The organism is Bifidobacterium sp. B4079 (assembly GCF_026537385.1).
GTDB lineage: Bacteria > Actinomycetota > Actinomycetes > Actinomycetales > Bifidobacteriaceae > Bombiscardovia > Bombiscardovia asteroides_I.
Genome location: NZ_JAFNMH010000002.1, coordinates 456,875 through 483,860 on the forward strand (window position 1 = coordinate 456,875; position 26,986 = coordinate 483,860).

Annotated in this window: 24 protein-coding genes, 1 tRNA gene and 1 pseudogene; 19 read left to right on the forward strand and 7 right to left on the reverse strand. The window is 57.1% G+C overall.

The genetic code is table 11. The features are described 5' to 3' along the window. The first annotated feature begins 316 nt into the window (after nucleotides 1-316). From J3T95_RS06685 to J3T95_RS06700, 4 genes are all read left to right on the forward strand, one after another. Nucleotides 317-1,891 carry a PTS transporter subunit IIC gene (locus J3T95_RS06685; RefSeq protein WP_267450860.1) on the forward strand — a complete coding sequence of 525 codons (1,575 nt, stop codon included), beginning with the start codon at nucleotides 317-319 and terminating at the stop codon, nucleotides 1,889-1,891. Nucleotides 1,892-2,007: 116 nt separating this feature from the next. Continuing rightward, on the forward strand, nucleotides 2,008-3,009 hold the full coding sequence (locus J3T95_RS06690; protein WP_267450861.1) for a LacI family DNA-binding transcriptional regulator: 1,002 nt from the start codon (nucleotides 2,008-2,010) through the stop codon (nucleotides 3,007-3,009). A gap of 12 nt (nucleotides 3,010-3,021) precedes the next feature. Continuing rightward, nucleotides 3,022-3,705: a ribulose-phosphate 3-epimerase gene (gene rpe, locus J3T95_RS06695; RefSeq protein ID WP_267450862.1), complete on the forward strand. Its 684-nt coding sequence runs from the start codon at nucleotides 3,022-3,024 to the stop codon at nucleotides 3,703-3,705. A gap of 176 nt (nucleotides 3,706-3,881) precedes the next feature. Beyond that, entirely contained in the window at nucleotides 3,882-4,781 is a 900-nt protein-coding gene (locus J3T95_RS06700) for a ribokinase (protein ID WP_267450863.1), read from the forward strand. Between the two features lie 105 nt (nucleotides 4,782-4,886). Here J3T95_RS06700 and J3T95_RS06705 read toward each other — a convergent pair. Beyond that, nucleotides 4,887-4,960, reverse strand: a tRNA-Pro gene (locus tag J3T95_RS06705). 127 nt (nucleotides 4,961-5,087) lie between these two features. Between J3T95_RS06705 and lysS the strand changes: the two genes are divergently transcribed. From lysS to J3T95_RS06725, 4 genes are all read left to right on the forward strand, one after another. Next, nucleotides 5,088-6,716: a lysine--tRNA ligase gene (lysS, locus tag J3T95_RS06710; RefSeq protein WP_267450864.1), complete on the forward strand. Its 1,629-nt coding sequence runs from the start codon at nucleotides 5,088-5,090 to the stop codon at nucleotides 6,714-6,716. 34 nt (nucleotides 6,717-6,750) lie between these two features. Continuing rightward, nucleotides 6,751-7,731 (forward strand): 1,4-dihydroxy-2-naphthoate octaprenyltransferase, encoded by a 981-nt coding sequence (menA, locus tag J3T95_RS06715; RefSeq protein WP_267450865.1) that lies wholly within the window; start codon nucleotides 6,751-6,753, stop codon nucleotides 7,729-7,731. Nucleotides 7,732-7,796: 65 nt separating this feature from the next. Further along, nucleotides 7,797-8,744, forward strand: a complete 948-nt coding sequence (gene menA, locus J3T95_RS06720) for a 1,4-dihydroxy-2-naphthoate octaprenyltransferase (protein WP_220236211.1) — start codon at nucleotides 7,797-7,799, stop codon at nucleotides 8,742-8,744. Nucleotides 8,745-8,810: 66 nt separating this feature from the next. Then, the gene (locus J3T95_RS06725) at nucleotides 8,811-9,551 is read left to right on the forward strand and encodes a phosphoglyceromutase (protein ID WP_267450866.1); all 741 of its coding nucleotides are present in this window, start codon (nucleotides 8,811-8,813) and stop codon (nucleotides 9,549-9,551) included. 173 nt (nucleotides 9,552-9,724) lie between these two features. Here J3T95_RS06725 and J3T95_RS06730 read toward each other — a convergent pair whose 3' ends face one another. Next, a complete protein-coding gene (locus J3T95_RS06730; protein ID WP_267450867.1) occupies nucleotides 9,725-11,185 on the reverse strand; it encodes a hypothetical protein in 1,461 nt (486 codons plus the stop codon). A gap of 1,009 nt (nucleotides 11,186-12,194) precedes the next feature. Then, nucleotides 12,195-13,208 (reverse strand): LacI family DNA-binding transcriptional regulator, encoded by a 1,014-nt coding sequence (locus tag J3T95_RS06735; protein ID WP_267450868.1) that lies wholly within the window; start codon nucleotides 13,206-13,208, stop codon nucleotides 12,195-12,197. Between the two features lie 334 nt (nucleotides 13,209-13,542). Between J3T95_RS06735 and J3T95_RS06740 the strand changes: the two genes are divergently transcribed. The 3 genes from J3T95_RS06740 to J3T95_RS06750 are packed head-to-tail and all read left to right on the forward strand — an operon-like array spanning nucleotide 13,543 to nucleotide 16,636. Then, nucleotides 13,543-14,817 (forward strand): ABC transporter substrate-binding protein, encoded by a 1,275-nt coding sequence (locus J3T95_RS06740; protein WP_267444125.1) that lies wholly within the window; start codon nucleotides 13,543-13,545, stop codon nucleotides 14,815-14,817. 35 nt (nucleotides 14,818-14,852) lie between these two features. Continuing rightward, nucleotides 14,853-15,728, forward strand: a complete 876-nt coding sequence (locus J3T95_RS06745; protein WP_267450869.1) for a carbohydrate ABC transporter permease — start codon at nucleotides 14,853-14,855, stop codon at nucleotides 15,726-15,728. A gap of 53 nt (nucleotides 15,729-15,781) precedes the next feature. After that, a complete protein-coding gene (locus tag J3T95_RS06750) occupies nucleotides 15,782-16,636 on the forward strand; it encodes a carbohydrate ABC transporter permease (RefSeq protein ID WP_416378754.1) in 855 nt (284 codons plus the stop codon). A 98-nt stretch (nucleotides 16,637-16,734) separates the two neighbouring features. On the opposite strand, the gene phoU is transcribed toward J3T95_RS06750, so the two are convergent. Further along, entirely contained in the window at nucleotides 16,735-17,412 is a 678-nt protein-coding gene (gene phoU / locus J3T95_RS06755; RefSeq protein ID WP_267450870.1) for a phosphate signaling complex protein PhoU, read from the reverse strand. Between the two features lie 202 nt (nucleotides 17,413-17,614). Between phoU and J3T95_RS06760 the strand changes: the two genes are divergently transcribed. Then, nucleotides 17,615-18,865: a sensor histidine kinase gene (locus J3T95_RS06760; RefSeq protein WP_267450871.1), complete on the forward strand. Its 1,251-nt coding sequence runs from the start codon at nucleotides 17,615-17,617 to the stop codon at nucleotides 18,863-18,865. On the opposite strand, the gene J3T95_RS06765 is transcribed toward J3T95_RS06760, so the two are convergent. Further along, on the reverse strand, nucleotides 18,798-19,085 hold the full coding sequence (locus J3T95_RS06765; protein WP_267450872.1) for a DUF2530 domain-containing protein: 288 nt from the start codon (nucleotides 19,083-19,085) through the stop codon (nucleotides 18,798-18,800). The two genes, J3T95_RS06760 and J3T95_RS06765, sit on opposite strands and share 68 nt — an antisense overlap. 138 nt (nucleotides 19,086-19,223) lie before the next feature. On the opposite strand from J3T95_RS06765, the gene manA reads away from it, so the two are divergent. The 4 genes from manA to J3T95_RS06785 all read left to right on the forward strand — a co-directional run bounded on the left by manA (nucleotide 19,224) and on the right by J3T95_RS06785 (nucleotide 23,839). Further along, on the forward strand, nucleotides 19,224-20,609 hold the full coding sequence (gene manA, locus J3T95_RS06770; RefSeq protein WP_267450873.1) for a mannose-6-phosphate isomerase, class I: 1,386 nt from the start codon (nucleotides 19,224-19,226) through the stop codon (nucleotides 20,607-20,609). A gap of 293 nt (nucleotides 20,610-20,902) precedes the next feature. Continuing rightward, nucleotides 20,903-21,814, forward strand: coding sequence for a CHAP domain-containing protein (locus tag J3T95_RS06775; protein WP_267450874.1), 912 nt, complete (start codon nucleotides 20,903-20,905; stop codon nucleotides 21,812-21,814). A gap of 70 nt (nucleotides 21,815-21,884) precedes the next feature. Further along, entirely contained in the window at nucleotides 21,885-22,622 is a 738-nt protein-coding gene (locus tag J3T95_RS06780; RefSeq protein ID WP_267450875.1) for a C40 family peptidase, read from the forward strand. A gap of 170 nt (nucleotides 22,623-22,792) precedes the next feature. Continuing rightward, nucleotides 22,793-23,839 carry a universal stress protein gene (locus tag J3T95_RS06785; RefSeq protein WP_220236205.1) on the forward strand — a complete coding sequence of 349 codons (1,047 nt, stop codon included), beginning with the start codon at nucleotides 22,793-22,795 and terminating at the stop codon, nucleotides 23,837-23,839. A 97-nt stretch (nucleotides 23,840-23,936) separates the two neighbouring features. On the opposite strand, the gene J3T95_RS06790 is transcribed toward J3T95_RS06785, so the two are convergent. After that, a complete protein-coding gene (locus J3T95_RS06790; protein WP_220236204.1) occupies nucleotides 23,937-24,350 on the reverse strand; it encodes an OsmC family protein in 414 nt (137 codons plus the stop codon). Between the two features lie 143 nt (nucleotides 24,351-24,493). On the opposite strand from J3T95_RS06790, the gene J3T95_RS06795 reads away from it, so the two are divergent. The 3 genes from J3T95_RS06795 (at nucleotide 24,494) to J3T95_RS06805 (ending at nucleotide 26,666) form a co-directional block, all read left to right on the forward strand. Continuing rightward, nucleotides 24,494-25,369 (forward strand): thymidylate synthase, encoded by an 876-nt coding sequence (locus J3T95_RS06795; RefSeq protein WP_267450876.1) that lies wholly within the window; start codon nucleotides 24,494-24,496, stop codon nucleotides 25,367-25,369. An 89-nt stretch (nucleotides 25,370-25,458) separates the two neighbouring features. Further along, on the forward strand, nucleotides 25,459-26,127 hold the full coding sequence (locus J3T95_RS06800; protein ID WP_267450877.1) for a dihydrofolate reductase: 669 nt from the start codon (nucleotides 25,459-25,461) through the stop codon (nucleotides 26,125-26,127). After that, nucleotides 26,127-26,666 (forward strand): low molecular weight protein-tyrosine-phosphatase, encoded by a 540-nt coding sequence (locus tag J3T95_RS06805; protein ID WP_045924760.1) that lies wholly within the window; start codon nucleotides 26,127-26,129, stop codon nucleotides 26,664-26,666. The genes J3T95_RS06800 and J3T95_RS06805 overlap by 1 nt, the downstream gene beginning before the upstream one ends. 79 nt (nucleotides 26,667-26,745) lie before the next feature. Here the strand turns inward: J3T95_RS06805 and J3T95_RS06810 are convergent. Beyond that, nucleotides 26,746-26,986: pseudogene (locus J3T95_RS06810) on the reverse strand (IS256 family transposase); the annotation flags it as partial.

Consider the following 26,986-nt stretch of genomic DNA (forward strand, 5'->3'; position numbering starts at 1 on the left):
AACTTCTGCGTGGACCTGCGGGTTTGGGTCGGTTTGCTCACAGTCAGTGACAGCAGTTATTTACCAACGAAGAGTAATCGGTTTCGTGATCTAGTGGAATAAGCCAGGAAGTCAAAGGCGGAATCGACTGTTTGCCCAAATGGTGCTGCAATTTTCTCTTTATCTGAAAACGTTGTTATAACAACGAAAAACAACCTATAAGCCTGTTTTGATTGATGTTTTTGCTTAGCAATCGCTTGCGCGATCGTGACAAATGGTATAAGACTTTAAGTAACCGGTTACTTATCGTTGTCATACAAGGAGGTATCGCAGCACCATGAATTTCGATTCAGTTGTGCAGGCGCTGGACCACGGTTTCAATTGGTTCATAGGCCTGGGCGGCGCGGCCATGATGTTTGTCATCATCACCCTGTTGTCACTGGCTTTCCGTGTCAAGCTGTCCAAGGCGTTTGAGGGTGGGTTGAGAATGGCCATGGCCCTGACCGGCATGAGTGCGGTCATTGGACTGTTGACCAACACCTTCAGTCCAGCTCTCAAGTCCTTTGTGCGTTATACCGGCCTTCATCTGTCGGTAACGGATTTGGGATGGGCGCCTATCGCCGTCATTACCTGGAGCTCCCTGTACACGCTCTATTTCGCTCTTATCTGCATTGTGACCAATCTGGTCATGCTGGCCTTGAAGCTCACCAACACCCTGAACGTCGATCTGTTCAACATTTGGAATGTATCCATACTCGGTCTTCTCATCAACTGGAGCGCCGGCGGGAACTTTTTCCTCATGTCCGTTTTCGTGGTGTTCATCTATGCCTTGATGTTGTTCAATGCTGATGCCATGAAGCCCACCATTGATGATCTGCTTGGCTACGATCAGGGCAACATCACCACTACGGCACACCCAGCGCTGCTTGTCACTCCAGTGGTTGTCCTCCTCGATCGCCTGATCAGCAAGGTCCTGCCTTTCATTGATAGATTCGACTTCGATGCCGATACTCTGAACAAGAAGATCGGATTCCTGGGAAGCAAGGGGGCCATAGGCGCATATTTGGGCGTATTCGTGGGTCTTCTGGGTCGCCAGGATGCCGCCCATATCTGCACGCTGGCATTCTCCTCTGGTGTCTGCTTGGAGCTTTTCGGAGTCGTAGGCGACTGGTTTGCTCCCGCCATTGGTCCTCTATCTCAGGGGGTCACCTCTTTCATGGAGCGTCGCATGAAGGGACGCAAGCTGTATATCGCCATCGATTGGCCCATCCTGGCCTCCCGGGCCGAGCTCTGGGCTGTGGCCAACATTCTGGCACCCATTCTGCTCTTGATCGCCATGATTCTCCCAGGCAACTCAGTGCTGCCTCTCGGAGGGATCATCCTCACCGTACTGGCGCCGTCGCTCCTCATAGGGGCCAGGGGCAAGGTGGTGAGAATGACCCTGATAGGAACCATCATGATTCCCCTCTTCCTTTGGGCAGCAAGTTTGATCTCGCCCTTCCTGACCCAGACTTCGAAGGCTATGGGAGTCTTCCCGGCCGGGCTGGGCAAGAACGAGATGTTCTCGGCCGTGGACTCTGATCCATTGGAGAAGATGCTGGCCATGCTGATCGGCAATGCGGTTCGTACCCTCGATTTGGAAACCATCGGTCTGGCTCTGCTGGCTATGCTGGCTTACATTGCGCTTTTTGCCTGGTATATCAGGAAGCTTCGCAGGGAGGCGGCGACAGAGACCAGCGTCGCGCCGGTAGCTGTTGACCAGCTCGATGCCGAACCAGGGGTTGGTTCGGTTTCTGTGCAGAGTGGATCCGCCACAGACCAGGAATCTGCATCATCTTCTTTACCTCCTGTCGGCAAGCGCTCGGGCGAGCCGGACAGAGCTGGAGTCGGGGGTGATGCCTCCGGTCTATAGAAGTCCTGGAAACCTCGCTGAAATCATGTCTCCGGTTTAACCTGAAGTAACCGGTTAGGCCCAGGGAATCTATCCCATGCAGGGCCCTCCATCGCAAAGATATTAAGGATCGACTGATGGTGACGATTAGGGATATTGCGGAGCTGAGCGGTGTTTCCACAGCAACCGTGTCGCGCATTCTCAACAGGAAAGGAGGGGCCAGCGATGCTACGGTAAGAAAGGTCAACGCCATAGTCAAAAAGCTTGGATATCAGCCGAACTTTGTGGCAAGGACCCTGTCCGAGCAGTCATCGGATTTGGTCGCTCTCTTGGTTCCCGACCTGGGCAACCCCTACTTTGTTGATTTATCAGGGAGAATAGAACAGGCCGCAGACCGGCGAGGACTCCGTATATATCTGTGCAACAGCAAGGATGAACGCGATAAGGTCAATTATTATCTGCGGTTTATGGAGGACATCCGAGTCCGCGGGGCCATTATCAGCTCCTTATTCGTTGATGAAGAAGACCTGACCAAGCTCAACAACCAAGGCATCTTCACGCTCACGATGGACCGGGCATGTTTCTCGCATCCGTACTCGGCCTTATACGTGGACCACCGGGCGGGAGGGTACAAGGCCACCAGGTATCTGATCCAACAGGGTTCCTGCAGTCATCTCATGTTCATATCAGGGCCTGAGCAGGAAAAAAGCTCCGAGGATCGGTATGCCGGCTACCTGAAGGCGATTACCGAGGCAGGGGTGAAGCCGGTTGCCAAATTGACAACTTCCTTCTCCCTGGCCGGAGGATACCAGGCAGCAAAGGGTTTTCTTGAAGATCACCCAGGGTCCGTGGATGGCATCTTCTGCTCTGATGACATTATGGCCATCGGAGCTATGAGAGCCTGTGCCGACCTGGGTATTCGGATACCTCAGGACATGCGGGTCTTTGGCTATGACGACATTGAACTGGCTGAATATTCCGTGCCGCGTCTGAGCACGGTCAATCAGCTTCCCGAGGACATAGGCGAGCAGATCATGGATCTGTTCGAAAGCACAGTGTCCACTAAGGGGAAGCCGCAGAAACGTTCAATCGAACCGCACCTTGTCATTCGTGACAGCTCACAGACAAGGGGCGCGTAAATAGGAGATGTAATGTTGGATATAGGGCCATCGCTCATGTGCGCCGATCTGGGCAATCTGGAACGTGATGTCAGGGAGCTTGATGCGGCGGGCGTTGATTTCTACCATATTGATGTGATGGACGGATCGTTCGTTCCGAACTTCACCCTTGGTCCCGACTTCGTACACAAGGTGCGGGCCATTACCGACAAGCCGCTGGATCTGCACATGATGGTGGAACGGCCCGAACGCTACATTGACATGTTCGCTCTGGCCGGGGCTTCCGGAATCGCCATTCATGCAGAGTCCACCAGAAACCTGCAGGGGACTCTGACGGCAATTCATAAGGCAGGCCTTAAGGCCGGTGTGGCCATCAGCCCGGCTACGCCGCTGGACGTATTGGACTACGTATACGACGTAACGGATTATGTGATTCTGATGACGGTCAACCCCGGCTTCGCAGGGCAGCAATTCATTGAACCCATGTACGGCAAAATCAGCGATTTAGCCGATCGAATCCGCGACCGGGGCATGAATATCCCCATTGAGGTGGATGGGAACATCGGCCGCCGAACCATTCCTGAGTGCGTGCGCAGAGGAGCCACCAAATTCATTGGCGGCACCAGCGCCATATTCCGCGAAGGTCACAGCCTGTCCGAAAATGTTCGTGCCACGCGCGAACTCTTCAAGGATGCGGCAGGCCCGCAAGAGGTCTGACGTCCGTTCCTCGTGCTCGGGCGCTTGCTGACGAGCCAATCTTTACGCATCATCTTCATGCCTGTCAGCTGAGTCCATGCCAATCGGAAATCACACACGCTAAGGCCGAGAGCCGCTGCGTGAGGTGGAGCCTTACCTGATAGCGGCAAATTCGTACCAATTTTGAGGAGATCATCATGCATTATGACGTTATAGTTCTGGGCAGCATCAACCTGGATGTCAAAGCCCTGGTGGCCAGCTATCCCAGACATGGGGATACGGCTACCGCAAAGAGCATTACCATGTTGCCAGGCGGGAAGGGTTCGAACCAGGCCGTGGCTGCAGCCAAGTTGGGCGGTAAGGTGGCTATGCTGGGCGCGGTTGGTGAGGACGGCGCTGGCAGGCAGATGCTTGACAATTTAAGCGATTGGAGTGTCGATACCCAGTTCGTCATGCGCAAAGGCAATGAGGGGACTGGAACATTCATCGTCCAGGTGGATCAGACTTCCGAGAACACCATGGTGGGGACGCTTGGCGCCAATGACACCATCACGGCTGCAGAAGTGGATACAGCCTTGGATCAGATGGAGGCTCCGGTCCTTCTTATGCAGCTGGAGACCAGCCGCGAGTCCGTTGTGGCTGCTTTGAAGGCCGGCAGGCGCAAGGGCATGTACATCATCCTAGATCCTGCTCCAGCTGACGGTTTCTTCCCAGAGGCGCTCGCTTATGCTGATTGTGTCACGCCCAACCAGCAGGAAACCGAGCGGATTACCGGCATTCATGTGACTGACAAGGTGGAGGCGGTCAAGGCCGCCAAAGCCATAGCCGGCATGGGGCCGAAGACTGTCATTGCCAAGCTGGGCGCTCATGGGAGCGTGGTTTTGCACGAGGGAGAGATTTACGAAATCGATTCGGTCAAGGTGCACGCACTGGACTCCGTCTGTGCCGGTGACGTGTTTGCCGGCGCCCTTGCTGTCAATTATGCCCAGCATGGTGATTTCTTGAAGGCAGTGAATTTTGCCAACAAGGCGGCGGCTATCAAGGTCAGTCGTGTCGGCAACCATCAGGTCTTCCCTACCTTGGCCGATATGAGCTGACGTGGGTCAAGCATTGCATTATGGAGCTTGGTGATTACACGAAGTAAAAGGATAGAGAGAGTCAAGAAGAGGCCGACAAATATTGCCGGCCTCTTATCGTATTTGTCGGGGTAGGGGGATTTGAACCCCCGGCCTCTTCGTCCCGAACGAAGCGCGCTACCAAGCTGCGCTATACCCCGTAACAACGTTCTATATAGTACACGTACCGTCGGCCAAACGCCATTGCCTGCGCGGCGCGACCGTGCAACCGCTTGTCCTTCGTCGGTACCTGGGCCAAGTACTGGCTCATGCGTAAAATAGCGGCTTATGAATGACTCATCGGAAGAAACTCCTCGTTTGACGACGGTCGAACGCGCTCAGGTGCTGCTGGATCAGGATATGGCCATCACGGAGAAGATCGATCAGGGCGCCCAGCTGGATGACGCCATCGATCCCGACAATTTGACGGACGGTGCTGAAGGCCATCCCGAACAGGTGCGCATGCGCGTGGCCAAGAGGGCGCTCATGCTCAAGGAGGGCGTCGAACCCTACCCGGTCCATCTGGATGTAACCGATCGCATCGAGGATGTGCGCCGCAAGTATCAGGACCGTCTGGAGCCAGGCCAGGAGACCGAGGATGTGGTTGGCATCGCCGGCAGGGTACTCTTCCTGCGCAACGGCGGCGGCCTCTGCTTCGTTCAGCTGGCGGCGGGCGACGGCACCCGCATCCAGGGCATGATCTCCAAGCGTGAGATTGGCGCTGATTCTCTGAAGCGGTTCAAGCAGCTGGTCGACCTCGGCGATCACCTATACCTGCGCGGCCGCGTGGTCGCCTCCAAGACCGGCGAGCTCTCCGTCTTCGCCACCGAGTGGAACATTGCAGCCAAGGCACTGCAGCCACTGCCTGCCCTTCACAAGGAACTGACCGAGGAGCAGCGTACCCGCAAGCCCTACCTGGCCATGATCGCCGATGAGGATGTGCGGGCCATGGTCCGCCGCCGTTCCAAGGCCGTCTCCTCCCTGAGGCGTACCTTTGAGGACCACGACTTCATGGAGGTCGAGACCCCCATGCTTCAGACTGTGCATGGCGGCGCTGCGGCCCGGCCATTCACCACCCATATGAACGCCTTCGACATCGACCTCTACCTGCGCATCGCCCCTGAACTCTTCCTCAAGCGCTGCGTGGTTGGTGGCATTGAGCGGGTCTTCGAGATCAACCGTGACTTCCGCAATGAGGGCGTGGATGCCACCCATGCCCCGGAGTTCACCATGTTGGAGGCCTATCAGGCCTACGGTACCTACGACACCATCGGAGAGCTGACCAAGGAGCTGATCCAGAAGGCGGCCATGGCTACGGCGGGATCGCTGAAGGTGACCCTGCAGGATGGCAGCCAGTACGACTTCGGCGGGGACTGGCGCCAGATCAGCATGTATGAGTCCCTTTCCGAGTCCCTGGGCGAGGAGATCACCCCGCAGACCAGCGTGGACCATCTGCGGACCATCGCTGACAGACTGGGCCTGGAGGAGGAGCCGGCTGAAAACCACGGCAAGCTTGTCGAACACCTCTGGGAGCACTTCTGGCAGGACAAGCTGTACGAGCCGACCTTCGTGCGTGATTTTCCTGTCGAGACCTCGCCCCTGGTCAAGGCCCACCGCACCAAGCGGGGTGTCGTTGAGAAGTGGGACCTTTATGTTCGCGGGTTCGAGCTAGCAACGGGCTACTCCGAGCTGAACGATCCGGTGGTCCAGCGGCAGCGGTTCGTCGAGCAGGCCAAGATGGCCAGCCGCGGCGATGTCGAGGCCATGGACATTGACGAGGACTTCCTGGAGGCCCTGGGCGTAGGCATGCCTCCCGCTGGTGGCATGGGCATGGGCATTGATCGTCTGCTGATCGCCCTTACCGGCGCATCCATCCGCGAGACCATCACCTTCCCCCTGGTCAAGCCGCTGATCTGAGCCAGCCTGAGATGATAGCAGGAGAGGGACGGTCATGAATATCAGGCTGTGGGTGGATGGTATGCGTCCCAGAACGCTGCCTGCCTCGGTGGCGCCTGTCTGCGTGGGCGCTTCGGCTGCACTCTTGGAGCGGTCACGGTTTCTGGAACAGTGCACCAGCTCATGCTCGCCCACGCCTGTCGACCCCGCCCTGAAGGCGGCCACACCGGGACGGTTGGCCTTGATCGTTATCTTGTTGGTCCTGCTCGCCCTGTCTATGCAGATTGCAGCCAACTTTGCCAATGATTATGCCGATGGTGTTCGCGGCACTGATTCCGGTCGTGGCGGCGAAGAGGTCGTCTCCGGCAGACCGAGGCGTTTGGTGGCCGCCGGCGTGCCGCCCAGGAAGGTGCTTTACGCCACCATGATCTCGGCGGCCTTCACCTGTCTGATGGGTCTGGCAGTCATGGCGCTGACCGGTCACTGGTGGATGATTCTGGTTGGGATCTGCTGCCTGGTCGCCGGCTGGTGTTACGTGGGCGGCCCGCATCCATACGGCTACCACGGGCTGGGTGAGGTCAGCGTCTTCATCTTCTTCGGTCTGGTGGCCACCCTGGGCACTGAGTACTTTCTCATAAATAGGGTTGATGTCGCCGGCATCCTGGGCGCCTGCGCCTGCGGACTCAATGCCGTGGGCCTGCTCATGCTCAACAATTACCGGGACCTGGATGACGACCGTCGTGCCGGCAAGCACACATACGCGGTTCTGGTGGGAGCGCGCGCAGCGGCTGTTTCCATTTACTTGGTCTACATCCTGAGCTTGGTTTTGGGCCTAATCCAGTTCGTTCCGGCTGTCATGCGACGTGGCCTCCCCGGCTTTCCTCTTGTGCTGGTCCTCCTGCCAGTGGCCGCTGTCTTCCTGCTGATCTGCCGAGCCTTTGCCCGTGGCCAGGTGCCCAAGGCCTTCGGCATGGCAGGCAAGGGTACCCTGGTCTCAGCCCTATGCTGGTCGGCGGGACTGCTCCTGCAGCTGTGAAATCTTGGCCCTCTCGTAGGAGAGTAGCCCCACTTTCGAGCGATTAAGTGCATAATCAGGCAATCATGTTTATCACACTTCATGAATACAAGGACGCACTGCGGCCCTCGGCATTGCTCTGCTCGCCCACGCCGGTTCTGATCGGCACGGCGGTGGCACTGCGGCAGCTGTTCAACCAAGGGCTGGTGCCGGATGCGCGCTTCTGGCTGATCGTCCTCTTATGCTGTCTTACTGCTGTATTCATTCATAGCACCTGCAATCTGGCCAATGACTATTTCGACGGCATCAGAGGTACTGACGAGGGCCGGAGCAGCCTTTCGGCCGCAGGCGCTGACGGCTCGGTGCCGGATCTGCCCAGAAGAGGGGTGGCTGGTGGCGTGGAGCCTCGCAAGGTCCTGCTGTCTGCCTACCTCAACATCCTTATGGCCTGCCTGTCCGGTCTGATTCTCTGCTGGGTGACTGGCCACTGGTGGATGATCCTGGTCGGCATCTTCTGTCTGCTGGGAGCCTGGTTTTACACGGGAGGCAAACACCCCTACGGCTATAGGGCCATGGGCGAACTGAGCATCATGATCTTCTTCGGCCTGGTGGGCGTGCTGGCCACCCAATACTTGGAGACCGGCGGCATCGATCCTCACGGGTTCATCGGTGCCTTGGTCGGCGGTCTTGTCTGCATCCCCGTTCTGGAGATCAACAACTATCGGGACATTGACGCGGACCCTCTGGCCGGCAAGTACACGCTGTCTTCATTCATCGGAGCTAAAGGCACGCTGATTCTGATGGGGTCCTGCTATGCCCTGGCTGTGATCCTGGGTGTGTTCGAGTCATGGTCCCTGTCTGACGGCCCTCTTGCAGAGGCCTGGCCCCGCCTGCTCTGCCTGCTGCCTATCCTGATCCTAGCCATTGCCACCGCAGTGGCCAGCTGCCGGAACCGCTTCAGCAGGGCGTTCGCGCTGTCGGGCTATACTGATCTGCTGACAGGGTTCTGTTGGCTGGGTGTATGCCTGCTTTAAGTGGTCGCTCTGCAAGGGAAGCTGTAGGTCTCCAAACAGTCCCTCTTAGGTCTTAGAATTCTTAGTATGACCTACAAACTAGTATTGCTCAGGCATGGCCAGAGCGCATGGAACAACACCAATCAATTCACCGGCTGGGTGGACGTCCCGCTGACCGAGCAGGGCGAGCAGGAGGCTCGTAAGGGCGGCAAGCTGCTCAAGGATAAGGGTGTTCTGCCCGACATCGTCTTCACCTCACTGCTGCGCCGCGCCATCAACACCGCCAACATCGCCTTGGACGAGGCAGACCGCCTTTGGATCCCCGTCAAGCGCGACTGGAGGCTGAACGAGCGTCACTACGGAGCATTGCAGGGTAAGAACAAGACCGAGATCCGCGAGAAGTACGGCGACGAGAAGTTCATGCTCTGGCGTCGCTCCTATGCCACCCCGCCGCCCGAGATCGACCCTGACGACGAATACTCGCAGTCCCATGACCCACGGTATGCTGGAGCGCTTGTACCTCGCGCCGAGGCGCTGGCCAACGTGGTCAAGCGCGTCACCCCCTACTGGGAGAGTGACATTGTCCCGGAACTCAAGACCGGCAAGACCGTCCTGATCGCTGCCCACGGCAATTCCCTGAGGGCCATCGTCAAGATGCTCGACAACCTGACTGAGGACGAGATCGCCAAGGTCAACATCCCCACGGCCATCCCCCTGGTCTACGAGCTGGACGAGAACTTCAAGCCCATCAAGCCTCGCGGCGAGTACCTGGATCCGGAGGCCGCCGCCGCCGGTGCTGCTGCTGTGGCGGCCCAGGGCCAGAAGTGAGATCTTTTAGATAGATTTATCCGATGATGTGAGTCGGACTTTGAATGCAGAGCATCCAAAGTTATTGAGGTGGCGTCGTCTCCTTTTGTGGAGGGCGCCACCTTTTCGTGTTCCTAATACTTTTTGAGACGGGAAAGGGCGGGAACAATGCTCTCGTTCCTGCGTGCGGGTGCCTATCTGGTCTTTATGGCCAAGGCAATACTTTGCCCAGGCTCGACTTGCTCCTCCACGCCGACTGCGGAGCCATCGTGAAGATGGATGACGCTGGCTTGGTATCGTCTGCTCTGGCCGTTGAGCGTGACATCTTCCAGCATGGTGTTCGGTTGCATGGCAATTTGCAAATAGGCATGCAGGGGTTCATCGGTTCTGTTCGTGAAACGAAGCGTATCGTCTTCTTGCTCGAAATCGACCTGGCCGCCGCAGAAGGCCAGGTCTTTCCAGCTAAAGCGGCGCCAGGGCGTGTAAGGAGCGATTCTGATGCTGCGGGCGTCCTGGTCGCATTCGACTCCCATGATGTCGTGCAGGAAGAAACTGACGAATTCACCCGCACACCAGCCGCACTTGCCCAGGCCACGTTTCACTTTGGTAGGTTCTTGCTCAGCATGCTCGAAGGGCCACCACCAGAAGGACCCCTCCAGATCGGTGGTTCTACGCAGCTCAAGCAAGGCATCTCTGAGTTCTTCTCGAGTATTCGCCCTGCAGAGGCCATGGATCTGGCCGGGATAGGTAATTCCGTTGCTGTCGTCAAAGTCCCAGAAGTCGATGCCGCCCGTAATCGGGGCATAATACGGGTCTCTGATGCTGTGGGCCCATCTGGCGTGGTTGCGTATGCGCTCGTCGTCACGGCTGGTGAATCCATAAACTGAGGCAAGGGTCAAGTCGCTTTCCTCTCCGTCATGGACGCCGATGATGCTCCCGTCCCTATTGGCTCCTTCCACATACATGGGCCGGCCATCAATGCTGCAGACGCATTTCTGGTCAAGCGACTGGCGAAGTTCATCGGCTATCTGTTTTAGCTGTCTTGTCTGATCGGCATCCAGAAGATCCGGGAAGTCCTCGGCCATGACCGTGGCTGCCTTCCAGGCCAGTATGTTGGACCCGGTATGGTAGTCGCCGCGTGACGGCCCGTCCGAAATGTAAAGAGTCTCATAAAGCTGTCCTTGCTCAGGTCGTTCGGCGATAAGATCAGCGGCCAGCCTACGAACGTATTGGGTGAATGTACTTTGGTCCACGGTGAATGTCTTGCGGCCATGACGATGAACCAACATGGAAGCCAGAACTGCAGCGAGGCAGGAATTGCCCAAGGAGTGTTCGAATCCGCTGGCCTCGGGGTGCATTCTGGACTCGCGTTCCCAAGCATGGTCGGGTATGCCATACTGCGCAAGGAATTCGATCATGGGATTGGCCAGGTCAGGGTCGCTGTCGACCAGACCCATGGCGCAGTAACCGAAGTCTCTGGTCCATACGTCGGGGAGTGGGTTGGCGTTGGATCCCCAGAATGAGCCAGCCGCCTTGCCGTCTGCCAGGAGGAGGAGGCTTTGTCGGGCTAGTTCCGCCGACCGGGTGATGAGCTCACCATACCACGGGTCTTCCAGAATCTGCACCTTGCCTAAGCTGCCCTTACGGGCTTTCAAGGTAACGTTCAGAGCTTTCCGGCATTCCTGGATAGAGTTAAATATCTGAAGGTTATCCTCTTGCTCCGAAAAATCGAAGACACTGGCCACGCTCCGACTTTCTCCTGGAGCAAGCCGGAGCGTGGCCTTGCATATGTCGCGCGCGATAGGACTGTCTGATTCACCCAGAAGATTGGATTTCAAGGGTAAAAGATCTGTGCCATCCTTGCCCCGCGTTGACGACAGATTAAATACGTTTACGTCTAAAGACGTCGTTCCCCTATTGATGAGCCGACAAAGCTGAATCAGGCACAAAGGTCTGCTGGCGCCTTTCTGGGGCACGAAGACGATAGTCTGGCTGTGCAAATCGCTTATTGATGCATCGAAGACTGGTACTAGGTCGTCTATGAAGCTAAGCGCCGGTGATAGACATTGACGGTTCAGGCATCTGATCTGCATTCCAATGTGCCCTTGGCAGAATGCCAGCTTTTTGTACACATAGACACCGGGAATGGTCTTGCCTCGCATATCTTGGCGCCCTACTGCAACAACCGCGCGTCGCACCTGTCCAGTCCTGTCCAGGGCAGCCAGAAGACGATTGTTGGAGATGTCGACGCTGAAAGGATAATCAGTGTATCTGCCCAGGTCGTACTCCATGACTGTATCGTCAGGCCATTCGAGGCCTGCGGCGGCAAAGAAGCTTGCACGGTTGCCAGCGGCACCCTTTGCATCGAATCCCATCAAGGTTTTCTCTGTTTTGGTTTCTTGTTGATCCGAGGTTGGCAACGGCATCAACTGCTCCTTTCAGCAAGTTTGCGGGACGCGGGTATCGCTTCATAAGCATGATCAAGGGCCCATCCATGTTCATGGAGTCCATATGGTTACATCCATGCTCCCAAGCATATGATAACGTATACATCAGCAAAGGCCAAAGACCTTATGAGCCTGCTGCCGCATCATGTGCTTCGAATGGTTTGGAATGTGAGGATTGGGCCTATGAAAAGTCGGCTCTTGATATGGCAGCTGAGAGTCAGCGCTCCGGAGGGGCGGTTGTGCTGCGAACGGCCAGGAAGGATGGCTGAATTTGCGCGCACGTGTCAGGGTTCTCGCCCTCTAGCAATTTGAGAAGCGTGTGAGCAGATGACTTTCCCATCTCATAGGGATCCTGATGAATAGTGGTCAACCCGATCTCATGGGCGTAAGTCGAATCGTCGAAACCTGCAATCGAAACATCTCGGGGGATTGCGTATCCCGAACGCTGCATGCAGAAAAGCAGAGGAAGAGCGTATTCGTCATTCATGCAGATTATGGCTGTTGGGCACTGGTCCAATCTGGACAGCTGGGATAAGGCGAAATCCGCTCTGGTGTCGTCCTTGGGAGCATACACGACTGTGGGGTTCACCCGATCTCCTAGCTCGGAACATATAGAGCGGAATGCCTGCAGACGTGCCTGACCGTTCCATTTGAAATGTTCAGTCTCTGGATCCAGACAGACATAGGCGATTTTGCGATGCCCAAGGTTGACCAGATGGTCGATGACCAGTTTCATGCAGCTGGTCTCATCTATGCCTATGGTTGCCGAAAATTCAGGAATTGGCTCAGTGTTGATCCCAATAAGCGGGATGCCTGTCGTGGCTAATTTGTCGGCCTCTGTGCATGGTATTTGGAAAGAAACCACAAGCACAGCATCAGCATTGCGTTTGATAGACATATCCGAAAAGAATGCATGGCGTTCCTGCTCATCCGAAACGGCGTATAGAGCGATATCATACCCTGCGTCATGAAGGACGGAATTGAGGCCAGCCAAAACATGCGAGTCATACCAGGAGTCCAATTCTCCGCCAGTCAGGAAGGCGATTCGTGCCGACTTGCCTGATTTCAACGCTGAAGCAGATCGTGAAATGGTGTAGTCCAGGTCCTGTGCGACTTTGAGGACTTTTTCCCTTGTTTGTGGGAGAACCTTGTCGGGGAGGGTGAAAGTACGGGACACCGTTGCTATTGAAACCCCGGCACGATTTGCTACGTCTTGAATGGATGCGCTCACAGTGCCCTCCTGTTTTCGCTAGGGCTTTTGCCTGCAAGATTTTATCATAGCTGCTCAAATGATGGATACGTATACATCATTTATCCATTTTTTCAAGAGAGACTTGTTTCGTACGAGGTTTATAAAGCCAAGTTTAAACGTAATATAAAGAAAGCTAGCTGAATGGCCGGGTTATTAAAGAACTTGCAGGGGGATAACGTGCGTGCTAACGTTTACATCAACTGGCCGAAATGTCAATGATGATTTCTGCATATCCCATTTTGACTGGTTTAACCACAGGTCAAGCCGTCTTATTGCAGCGTGACGGCTTGAACGGGGCAGAGGAGAAACGTCAATGAAGATGAAGAGAAACACATTTGTGCGCATGCTTGCGACAGTTCTTACTGTTGTGGCTCTGGCACCTCTGTCGGCATGCGGTGGATCCGGAGGCGTCAATGTGACGACGCTCAGCTTCTTTCAGACCAAACCAGAGGCAGTGGAAGACTACTCCAGGATTATCGCGGACTTCGAGAGACTGCATCCGGATATCAAAGTGGTACAGAATCAGGTCTCTTCAGCCGACACAGCCTTGAGAGCTCTTCTGGTCAAGGATCGCACGCCTGATGTCATAGCGTTGAATCCCAACGGAAGCATGGGAAAGATGGCCAAGGCAGGGGTATTTTATGATTTTAGCGACACGCCTATAAGGCACAGGATCCGCCCGGTCATGCAATCTGTGATCAATGGGTTGGGACGAGACGGCAAGCAAATAAATATTGTGCCTTATGCCGGTAACGTATGCGGCATCACTTATAACATCGATTTGTTCAAGCAGCATGGCATCAAGGTGCCCAAGACCTGGAAGGATCTTGAGCAGACAGTTGCCATTCTGGAAGCCGACGGCGTTGCCCCTTTCATTGGCACATTGGGCGACCCCAATCGCGTTTCAACGCCTTTCGACGGTCTGGCTCCTTACTACGACAACAACGGGTTCTGGGACAAAATGCGTGCCGAAGGTAAAAAGGTAGGGCCGGATTCGCCCGTTTCCTTCCAGAAAAACTTTAAACCTTTGATGAAACGGCTCTATTGGATTTACCAACATTCGACTGAAGACGTGAGAACCATGACATACGAGGACGGAACTTCCGCCTTCGCTCGTGGTAAGGGAGCCATGCTCCTGGCAGGGAACTGGTCAATGGCGCCGGTCCTGCAGATCAATCCGAAGATGCACGTAGGCTTCTTCCCCTATCCCACGGACAAGGCCGACAAAGCCATTCTCGTCTCTGGCGGAGATGTAGCGATCACCATGGGTGCACATCCCAAGCATGAGAAGGAATCCATGGCCTTTATCAACTATCTGTACTCGGACGAAGTTCAGCGTCGTTTCGTCAAATCACAACAGCTTATTCCTTCGCTCTCGTCTATTCCCGTGGACGAGAATCCGGCCATGAAGCCGGCCAAATATTGGATAGATTCTGGCAGGATCCAGGGATACGCGGATCACCAGATTCCCTCCAGCATCAGCTACAACCCGATATTGAATAAAGCCATGCTGGACGGCGACCTGGACTCGGCCCTCACCACACTCGACAAAGAGTGGGGCAAGGTTGCGGCCAGAACCATCGAGTGATCGGAGACAAACGCATGACTATGACACAGACGAGAGTGGCCACAGGCACTCACCGGAATCGTCGATTTGCTGAGACCACTTATTACTGGATGGTATGGCCTTTTATCATCCTTTTCGCCATCTTCCACACCATCCCCATGCTGGCCGGCATCTTCTTCAGCTTCACCAACTATGCCGGTTACGGAAAATGGCACATGGTAGGTTTTTCGAACTACGTCAATCTATTTGGGGATGACAGGGTTCTCCACTCATATTTGTTCACAATTTTCTTTTCACTGGTGGCTACAATCCTGACCAATGTCATTTCCTTGGCGATTGCGCTGGCCCTGAATGCCCGGATCAAGGCTAGGAACCTGTTCAGGGGCATCTTTTTCATTCCCTACGTGCTGTCCATGCTAATCATCGGATATGTCTTCCAATTCTTCTTCTCCAAGTCAGTACCGAAGATTTTCTCAGCAGTTCCTCTGCTCAGGGATAACGTCCTGACCAATGAGCACTGGGCCTGGGTGCCTATCGTTATCGTGACGGTATGGCAGGCTTGCGCTTTTGCGATCATCATCTACCTGGCTGGCCTGCAGACTATTCCTGTCGATATCTATGAGGCGGCTTCGCTTGATGGAGCCACGGGGTTTAAGGCCTTCAGGTCCATTACATTGCCGCTGATCATGGGCTACGTAACCATAAACGTGGTGCTCAATATCAAGAACTTCATGCAGGCATTCGATCAGATAGTGGCCTTGACCGATGGTGGGCCAGGTATGGCTACTGAATCGGTGACTCTGCAGATTTATCAGGGTGGATTCACGGGCGGCGAATTTGCCTACCAGTCCGCTGATGCAGCCATTCTCTTCCTGATCATCACGTTTCTTTCACTCATACAGCTTCGTTACCTTAATCCAAAGGAGGATTAAGCGCCATGACCTCCAGTCAAGTTATGAATGCCATTCCGGCAAAGTCTTCAGGCATGAATTCACATACACAAAACGGTCATGGGAGGCATTTCCATAGGGTCAATTGGTGGTTGACAGCCCTGGTGGCGGTATGCTCATTGACTGTTCTTGTACCGCTGTATTTTGCAGTGGCGGTCGCGCTTAAGAGCCCTGAACAGTTGGCTAAGGGGACAGGCTTTGAATGGCCCAATCCAGTGCATTGGGGCAATTTTGCGCAGGCCTGGGTCCGAACCAATTTCCCCAGGGCGCTTATGAACACGGCCATGATCACGGTGTGTTCAGTTGTGCTGACTCTGCTGACCAGCTCAGTCTTGGCCTACGCACTAGCCCGGAATATGCACAGGCCCTTTTTTAAGATCGCTTACTACTACTTCTTGGCAGCCATGTTCATCCCGTTCCCTATCGTGATGCTCCCGGTTGTCAAAGAAACAGGATTGCTCGGTCTTGATAACCAAGCAGGGCTGATTGTGCTGTATACGCTGTACGGGTTCTCGATGAACATCTTTCTGTATACGACTTACCTGCATTCCATTCCCATGGAGTTGGAAGAGGCTGCTCGGGTTGATGGGGCATCGACTTGGAGGGTGTTCTGGCAGATTATTTTCCCGCTTCTCATGCCGATGAATGCAACCGTAGGAATTCTGACCTGCGTATGGGCATGGAACGACTTCATCATGCCGTTGGTGGTACTTACGGACCCTGGTGCCAGGACCCTGCCATTAGCTCAGTATGTATTTCAGGGGCAATACAACACCAATTACACGGTAGCCTTCGCTTCCTACCTGATGGCTATGGCTCCCTTGCTGATCGTTTATATATTCTCTCAGCGGTGGGTCATCTCCGGAGTGGTGCGCGGCTCTGTAAAATAGGCGACTCTGGGTTCAACACCACTCGAGCATAAAAGAGGAACGGCCCCACCACCCGATCGATTAACTGTCAAGCAGTAGGTCGTTCCTTTGTCGTTCATTCAGTCCAGATCGAGGTCGAGGTCCTTGGGATCCTTGGAGGGGTCGAAACCCGAGACGATGTAGACCACGCGCCGGGCCGCCGAGACGCCATGGTCTCCCAGACGCTCCATAAACCGTGCCACCAGAACCAGGTCGATCAGCTGCTGCCTGGTCCCCTTCCAGTCGTCTGAGAGGGCATAGCCGAATGTCTGCTGGTGGAGCTTGTCCATCTTGTCATCGCTGACGATGATCTGCTCGGCTATGGTCGTGTCCCTGTCGGAGAGCATCTCGACCAGACGGTCGGCCATGACGTCCAGAAAGTCCTGCATCTGCTTGAACAGGGGGATGACCTCGTCGGGCAGGGTCGGTTCGGGGTAGGAGCGCCTTGCCGTCTCGGCGATGTGCCTGGCCAGGTCTCCCATGCGTTCAAAGGTGGCTGACAGGCTCAGCGTAGAGACCACCACCCGCAGATCAGTGGCCACTGGGCTCTGCTTGGCCAGGAGCCTGATGCATTGATCGATGATGCTGGACTGGAGGTTGTCTATATCGGCATCCCCGTCGATGACTTGCTGGGCCGTCTCTACGTCGCTGTCCATCAGGGAGCGCCCGGCTTTTTTGATGGCATCGCGGACCTTGGCGGCCATCCGATCGAGATCGTCGGCCACCAGCCCCAGCTCTTCGTTGAAAATCACGCGCATTGTTATTCCCTTTCGGCATCGGTCAACGATATAAGTCCAGTCTATGTGACCGGGATGGCAAGAAAAAGCAAGAACCGAAGAATGTCGGGCCATTGAAGCGGCAATTAATAATCGGATATGCGAGAATAAAGCCGGAACTGCCGATGAGACTTGGTTGATGTCGCAGCGTCCGGGGTCGGCGCCGGACTGGAGGGAAGTCCTTATGAGACGGTTCATGGACCGCCTGCGCAGCCTTATAGGCAACCGGCGCAAGGATGGTGAACAGGCCGATGGCGAGGCTTTGGAGGGCTCGACCCAGGCCTTGCTGGCGCTTATCCCCGCCGCCACGGTTGTGGTTGATGGCGATGACGAAGTCGTTCGCTCCAGCCCGGATGCCTACAGGCTGGGAATCGTCAGCAATGACGAGATCTCCAATCCGAAGATCACCGAAGCCATTGCGCAAGTACGGCGTTCGGGCGGCCGACGCAGCCTTAATCTGATTACGCGAACGCCTACTGAATTCGCTCTGGATGCTGCAGCTGAGAGCATGGAATCCGATGATTGGGAGATTGACGAGGCCGAGAATCCTGGGGATGCGACCCGTGTTCAGGCCCAGGCGGTGTCCAGAAGGAACTGGCTCAAGATCACCCTGGGTCGCATCGACCAGTCCTTGGTGGTGGTGCTTATCGATGATGTGAGCGATTCGGTCAGGTTCGTTCGGACCAGGGATGCCTTTATGACCAATGTATCCGAGCAGATGCTTAAGCCGGTCCAGGCCCTGGAGGAGTTGGCGGCGCAGCTGAAAACCACTTCTCATCTGGAGGGTGATGACCCAGACCTGCTTCGCAGCCATCTGCGCAGCGTCTCCAAGGATGCCTCCTCGGTCCAGCGCTACAGCGCCTATCTGGGGCTCGTGCTCAAGGATCTCCTTCTGCTGATCCGGGCTCAGGAACGGATCAAACCCAGCAGGGAGAACGTGCTTGATGTGGCTGAGCAGATGAGTGCGGTGGTGCAGGACGAGCAGGATAGAGCCGACCAGGCCCATGTGACCCTGCGCTGGCGATGCGACCAGCCACTGACGATTCATGGCGACGGGCAGCAGATCAGAGTGGCCCTGGCCAAGCTGGTGGAGAATGCTATCTCGTATTCGCCTTCAGGCTCAACCGTCTCCCTGGTGGCACAGGCCTCCAAGGATGGGCACTACGGAATCATCAGAGTGGTCGATCGCGGCCGAGGTATATCCAAGACCGACCAAGGCAGGATCTTTGAGCGCTTCTACCGCGCCGACAATCAGAACGAAGAGACTGCCGTGGGCATCGGCCTGGGGCTGGCCATCGTCAAGCATGTGGCGCTGACCCACCATGGCTCGGTCACTGTGTGGAGTGCGCCGGGAGAGGGGAGCACATTTACGCTGATGCTTCCTCTGGCTCAGGATCCGGTTGCTGGGCAAGACGACGATAATCCCAGCGATTGAAATGCTCCCAGATCATCAGCAGAATGCCCACGCCAATTCCAGACAAGCAGACAATCAGAGGCTTGGCGACCGTCATTCCGGTCAGGGCCAGAATGCCCACCACGGCCAGGGCCAGAATCCAAGCGCCAGTGCCGAGCAGGAAGATGCGCCGCAGGTCCACCTGCACGGGCCGCGGCGATGGTCTGCGGGCATCCGGGTCGAAAATGGGAGCCAACTTCATACTCCCACTGTATCGTTCGCAATGACATGCGGCGACCCCTCGCCTTGCCCAGGCCTCGGCCCTTGTCTTATCATGACGGGGATTGGTGGGTTCGTATGCACCGGCCCATGGAGGGATTTCCCGTGGAAAGGGGAGTGCGTGTATCCGATCCAAGCTGTGGAGAAGCACTACGCCTGGGGCTCGCATGATCGACTGCAGCGCATGTTCCATCTGCATGATTCAGACGAACGCCAGGGGGATGCCTTGGCGGAAATGTGGTTCAGCGGGCACACCGAATCCCCCTCGACCCTGACCCTGCCCGATGGCTCGCTCATTCCGTTGACTGAGGCTATTCGCCACAGTCCCATGGCCATGCTGGGAGAGCGCGACTCCCGCCTTTTCGGTCCCACCCTGCCCTACCTGTTCAAGATCATCTCAGCTCGCATCCCTCTATCCCTGCAGGTGCATCCGCTCGATTTCGAGGCTCGTGCCGGCTTCAACCGTGAGAATGCACTGGGGGTGCCTGACGACGATCCCAGCCGCTCCTTTCACGACAGGCTGGCCAAGAACGAGATGGTGGTAGCCCTGGAGCCCTTTCAGGCCTGTGTAGGCTTCGCGACCATCGCCACGCAGCTGACTCTCCTGCGCGCCGTGGATCACCCTCTGGCCGAGCTCATGACCGAGGCTCTGACCGCCCGCACCTTCCACTTGGGGGTTCCTCCGGCCCGCTTCGCTTCGGCTGATGCCATGATGCCGGTCTCCTCCTTGATCTGGCCGGACTCCCGCCGACGTATCTTCCGGGCCTTCCATGCCGCCGTGACTGCCGAACCAGAGGCGGCCCGAGGCCTGGAGGAAGCCTTGGAGGCTGCTGTCGGGCGGCTGCGGTCCAGACGGGCGGGAGCTGTGCTGGACCATGCCCTGTGTGCCGCCCGGGCCTTTCCGGATGATCCCGCCGTTCTCTGTCTGCTCATGCTCAACCCCGTGGACCTGGAGGAAGGCGAATCGGTCTATATCCCCGCAGGGACGCCTCACGCATACATCCATGGCACTGCGGCAGAGATTATGACCAACTCCGACAATGTGCTCAGAGCCGGCATGACCCCCAAGCATCGGGACATTCCCAACCTCCTGCACAGCCTAGACTGCCAGCCTTCAGCTCCCATCGATCCGTCCAGCTCCATGATCGCCACCTTGATCATGCACAATATGGTGACCTACCGGCCAAAAATCAACGAGTACATGCTGGTTTACGGACATGTGGAGGAGGGTGGCGCCAGCTGGCCTCTGCTTAACAGGCTTCAGCGGCGCTACGGGGATCTGATAGAGCGTCTGGGGCCTCGCCGCCTGGTGATTCCCCGAAGGGGACCGCGCATCATCGTCTGCACAGATGGGCGGATCCGTTGCGCAGCCGCTGACCAATCATGTGTGCTGAATCAGGGACAGGCCCTCTTCATTCCCTCCGAAGATGGCCGTGTCGACATCGCCATGCCTGAAAATTCCGACGATGTCGGCGGGTCCTTCCTTCTGGCTTCGACCCCGGTCTGACCTCGTATGAGCCTGGTTCGCTCAGGGTGGACCAAGCAAGGTTCACAACCGATGGACACGCCGTGACAGACGGCACGCATTTGGGTTTGCTCATGTCCGCCTCATGTCCGTATAATCCTAGCGTATTCCGTGGTTGTCGAAGATGAGCGACCACCGAAGCCATGCTTGAGTACACCAGTATGGACAATTCAGGTTATTTGGCCTGGGTTCTCGTTTGCGTTATGGTGTTCCCTTGTGATGGTTCGTGATACGGCACGAAAGTCGCGTCGGAACATAAACGGGAGTGATTCTAGATGAAGCATGCTGCGCACAGGGCTTCGGCCAGGCGAGGCGCAGGTGTCGGCAGTTGGTCGACCGGCCGATCGTCAGGCGTAACCCAGGCAGCGGGCACTGAGGGTCTTGATGATGCCCTGACGGCCAAGCTCAACGAGGTGGCCCCTCGAACCCGTCGCTCCATTCGTCTGGCGGCCAAGGCCTCAGCCCGTCGCTCCCATATCATGACCGGCTCGGCCCTGACTGTTTTGGTCGGTGCTGCCGCCTCCTCCATGGCCGTCAGTCAGGCTCGGGGCGACTGGTCCCTGCCTTTGGCCGACAGTGTAGCCATCAATTTGGTCACTCCCTCATCCTCTGCTGGCTCCTCCAGCGCAAATGGTGGCGCAAGAGTCTCCCGATCTGATTACCGTCAGCCCCTGCCGACGGCCTCACAACGCAACGAGGGCAGCTGGGAGCTGGGCGAATCCGAACTCGATGCCGGACAGATGTCCAAATCACTGGCCAACAATCCGGTCGTGGCTGTGCTGATGGATGCCAACCGATCAGTCCTGCCGGCAGGGTTCAATCCCAACCATGCCACTGGTGATGCGGGCAATGTCTACGAGTTCAGCCAGTGCACCTGGTGGGCCTATGTCCGTCGTCACCAGCTGGGACTGCCGGTGGGTTCGCACATGGGCAATGCTAAGGACTGGTCCGGCTCTGCCGGCTCCTTGGGCTATTGGGTGGACAATACGCCGCGCAATGTCGGTGACATCGTGGTCTTTCAGGCCGGTCAGGAAGGTTCGGATCCCACCTATGGTCATGTGGCCATCGTCGAGAAGATCAACCCCGACGGTTCCATCGTCACCTCTGAGTGTGGTGCCGTCATGAACGGAAAGACATACTCTCGCACCTTGTCGAATGTGCATGCTCTGAGCTATATCCACTATTGATTCTTGGCTGTGCAGATCGTATCCTCGTATAGTTAGTCCTTGTTCCCAATACGTGATAGAATTGTGCCCGATGAAAAAAACACACAAGTCTGTGAGCATGATGGCAGCTGTCGCAATCTGCGGCATGCTTTCCATCGGTATACCCGCCGTGGCTCAGGCCAGCGACGGCAGTGAAGCCGTAGTTACTTCGTCGCGTTCATTCACTCCCGGCAGCAAGGTGCGTGCCGACCTGTTGACCGAGTCGACGGCCACCACTGTCGAAAAGGACAGCAGCTGGGGTGGCATTGAGTCTTTGAATGTTCCTGCCACCAAGTCTCAGGCCGAGAAGGACGCCGAAGTCAGGGCCCAGCAGGCTCAAGAGCAGGCCCAGGCTGCAGCAAGTCGGCGCCAGTCCTCGCAACAGGTCAGTCGTTCGGCTGCTCGTACCAGCACCACCAACACCACCAGTACAGGTATCGATGCACCTGTCTCCGGCACGGGTACTGATGTGGTCAACTACGCCCTTCAGTTCCAGGGGATTCCTTATGTGTTTGGCGGGACCGATCCAGCTACGGGCTTCGACTGCTCTGGATTCACCCAGTATGTGTTCGCCCACTTCGGCATCAGCCTGCCCCGCATAGCCGCCGCCCAGGGTTCGGCTGGCGTGCCGGTCACCGATCCGGCGCCTGGCGACCTGATGGTTGCCCCTGATGGCAGCCATGTGGGCATTTACGTTGGCGGCGGACGAATGATTCACGCCCCGTCCCCTGGCAAGAGTGTCAAGGTTCAGGCGGTCTATCAGACCTTCAACTACCGTCGTCTGGTCTAAGGCCATATTTTTGTGCAGGCTCGACGCCCCTACGGGGGCGTTTTGCATATTCAGAGTCGAAGTTCCTCGCGTGTCGGCCCCTGCCGACTTATTGAAGAGGTCTGCATGCGATATTCTGGCAGAAAGAGCGGTGTCGGTTTGTCATCGCCAAGTCCAAAGGAGGTCGTCGGATGAGCAACGACAAGGCTGTTCTAGTAGGCGTCGATGGCTCGGACGCCAGCTACAAGGCGGCGTGGTGGGCCGCCAATTACGCTAAGCATGCGGGGCTGACCCTGCAAATCGTCTGCGCATATTCTCTTCCCTCGTATGCGGCTGTATCCTTTGATGCGACATACACCACCATGGGGGACGACGTAGCGGCTCACAACGACGCTCAGGAGATTCTCTCCAAGGCCAAGGCCATCGCCGATGAGCAGGGTGTCGGTGCAGCCACGCTGATTGTGACAGGGGATCCTTCATCGGTCTTCGTGGAGTTGAGCCGCAACTACCGGCTGATTGTCATCGGAAACCGGGGCAAGGGCGGCTTGGCTGAGCGCCTGCTGGGCACCACCAGTTCCAGCCTGCCTGCCTATGCCTACTGCCCAATCGTGGTCGTTCCTTACACCGACGACGACGGCAACCTGATGCACTTGAGCAACGACATCAAGCGGGTTGCCGTGGGTTCCGACGAGTCCAAGTGGGGTCTTAAGGCCCTGCAGATCGCCGCTGCCTTCGCTGACAGCTGGAATGCCGAACTGGACGTCATGTCGGCAGTGCCCAATATCTCCGGATTGACCGGAACGGGTTCGGCCGAGGAGCGCAGCGTCATGGACTCTTATATGGATGATCTCAATACCCGAATCACTCCGCTCATGAAGGCCTATCCCGATCTGCGCATCAACAAGACCGTGGTGCCGGGATCGGCTGTGGAGGCTCTGACCCAGGCCAGCAAGACACACGACGTAGTTGTGGTCGGCTCGCGTGGTCGCGGCGGCTTCACCGGGCTTCTGCTGGGATCGACCAGCCAGGGGCTCCTGCAGCATGCCGTCAGTCCCGTCTACGTGGTGCCGCGCAAGTACGTGGAGGCCGAGGAGTCCGGACTCAAGGCTGCAGCCGATGCTGCTGAAACTACCGATGTGGCTGAGATCACCGGCGTGGAGCAGGTCTCTGTGGATTCGGCCAGACCGGAGCAGCTAGCCGACCTGGAGTCGACCATCGACCCCGAACACGAGGAGTAAGGGCAGGCCAATCCGACAAAAGCAACGACGAGGAGCGGGGACACCAGAAGTTCCATGAACCTAGGGGCCCCCGCTCCTCTACTCTTGTCTTGTCGGATCAGTGGCGAACCTTGACGGAGATCCTGACCGGGGTCTCCCGCTGATAGGTGTGCGCCACCGTGCAGGACTTGGCGATATGCCGGCGGACTCGCTCCTCCAGCTTGTCCGCATCATCCTGGGCCAGCTTGGCCGAAGTGGCATCGACGTCCACCTGCTCGTCGAAGCTCAGGTAGGCGTCATCGTCGGCATCATAGGTGCCGTCCACCACGATTTTCGCCCCCTTGTCCTTGCCCAGGGCGCTCTCTACAGCAAATTGGCTGGAAAGGGCTCCGCAGGCGGCCAGAGCGATCTTCATCAGGTCGCCCGGGTTGAATTGGCCCTCGCCCTTGCCGAAGGTGATGTGGGCCCCATTGTCGCCATAGGCGTTCCAGGTGCCGTCCTTGTCGCGTTCGACCCAAAGTCTTTTGCCCATCTGTTCCTCCTTGTCCGGCACCCGGCCGGGTGCGTCATCCTGATCCGAGCCTGTGGCCGGACCTGCTCCTCCAATCTAACCCAGACTGTGTGTTTCGTCACTGGGGCACGCTCAGCTGACCGAGGACTTGATAGTATGGCCGCATGGCCTTGACTTCCGAAGAACTGCAGCATATTCGTACACGCATCCCCGAGCGTCCCGTCTCGGACATCCCCACCCCTTATGAGGACCTGATGCGCACTGTCCTGCGGGAGGGCACCCTGAAGTCCGACAGGACGGGCACCGGGACCATATCCCTGTTCGGGCGGCAGATGCGATTCGATCTGTCCCGTTCCTTCCCACTGATCACCACCAAGAAGGTCTACTTCCGGGGCATCGCTTACGAGTTGCTTTGGTTCCTCAAGGGGTCGCAGAACGTGCGCTGGTTGCAGGAGAACCGCGTGCATATCTGGGACGAATGGGCCGATCCGGAAACCGGTGATCTGGGCCCGGTCTATGGGGTCCAGTGGCGCAGCTGGCCCGCTCCGACCCCTGAGGACCCCCATCGCACCATTGACCAGATCGCCAAGGTGCTGGATCTGATCCGCGCTCACCCGGACTCCCGCCGAATGATCGTCACTGCTTGGAATCCAGCCCAGGTTGACAGCATGGCCCTGCCGCCCTGCCATGCGCTCTTCCAGTTCTATGTGGCCGACGGCAGGCTGAGTTGCCAGCTCTATCAGCGCTCCTGCGACATGTTCCTGGGGGTGCCTTTCAACATCGCCTCCTACGCCCTGCTGACCCTGATGATGGCCCAGCAGGCCGATCTTGAGCCTGGGGAGTTCGTCTGGACCGGCGGCGACTGCCACATCTACGACAACCATGTGGAGCAGGTTCTGGAGCAGCTGTCGCGCAAACCTTATCCTTACCCGACCATGCGCATCCGCAAGGCCGACTCCATCTTCTCCTACCAGTACGAAGACTTCGAGGTGGTGGACTATCAGTGCCATCCCGCCATCAAGGCCCCGGTGGCGGTCTGATGGTGCGCTGGGCCGAATACGGGCACCGTCGAATCCGAAGATTAGAATGTACTCGTATATCTACTCACCATGAGGAGTGAACACAACAGATGGAGCATGACAATAGTCGCAGCGGCTATCACGAACCCGAGCCCGGTCAGGCCGGGCTTCTAGGCGATGAGGAATGGCGGCATCAGGAAGAAGAGATAGGCCGCCGCTCATCGGTCAATATGATCTGGGCGCAGGCGCGGGCCACTGACGGCCGGCGCGGCGCCATCGGTTACCACAATGCCCTGCCTTGGCATTTGAGCGAGGACATGCGGCACTTCAAGGAGCTGACCGTATCCCATCCTGTCATCATGGGGCGGCGGACCTGGGTGTCCATGGGGAAGCGGCCCCTGCCCAAGAGGGACAACATCATCCTGTCCAGCGATCCAGGGTTCCATGCACCCGGCGCTACCGTGGTATCTGCGGCCGACGATGCTCTGGAGCTGGCCAGGCAGGAAGCCATTCCCGACGATGGGATGGATCGCAGTGAAATATGGGTCATCGGCGGGGCAGGGGTCTTCAGCACCTTCTTTCCGTTGGCGGATGCGGCCTACGTGACCGACCTGGACCTGCAGACCCCGGCCGACGTCTTTGTGCCCGATATGGAGGAGCTGGTCAACAAGCGGTTCTGGCATGTGCGTGATAAGACCCGGTGGATGACCCCGGCCAAACCAGACCAGGCGGCTGCCATCCCGCGGTTCCGGTACGTCACCTATGGGAAGGTGCGTTGATGGGTCAGGATTCTGAAGGAAAGGCCTCACGGGGTCCCTACAACGTCATGACCGTCTGCACCGGCAACATCTGCCGGTCGCCCATGGCTGAGGTCATCCTGCGCAAGTTCTTCCAAGATCGCGGACTGGATGAGGATCAGGTCAGGGTGGAATCCAGCGGAGTCAGTGACGAGGAGTTCGGCAACCCCATAGATCGACGTGCTCAGAAAGTTCTGCGCGAGCGGGGCTATGAGGTGCCGGCTGACCACTTCGCCCACCGGATCACCCGGGAGGAGGCCGAAGATGCCGACCTGCTGCTGCCCATGACGGCCGACCATATGCGAGCCCTTCTCCGTCTGCTGCCCTCCGGCAAGCGATCCGCTGTTCACCTGTACCGCAGCTTCGACCCGGACCTGCCCAAGCCGGCACCGGGACGGGAGAGTCAAATCGATCTGGTGGACCCTTGGTATGGCGGCCCCCATGAGTTCGAGGTGGCCATCGATCAGATCGAGCACACGGCGCCCTACATCGTCGACTGGGTGGCCAGACAGTTGTCCTGAACGATAGATGCATGAAATAGGCCTATAGGAACTAAACGCGTTGTTTTAGGTTCTGTGTGTGGGTTTGGTTGTGTGTTGGTCAGAGTGTGGTGTTGGGGTATCTGACTGGTGTGTGGAACTCGTTCCAGTTGATGGCGGTGCCGTAGTGTTCGGGCTCGTCCTGTTCCTGTCTGGTTTCCCGTTTGGGTGCTGGTTGTGGCTGGTGGTGTTCGTCCCTGATCAGGCTGGCGGGGTCGGGGTTGTCGGTTTTCATGTAGCAGTGCCATTCGCAGGCGCGTCCCATGTGGCTCTCGGGTAGGCCGTGGTGTTGCAGGAGGGTG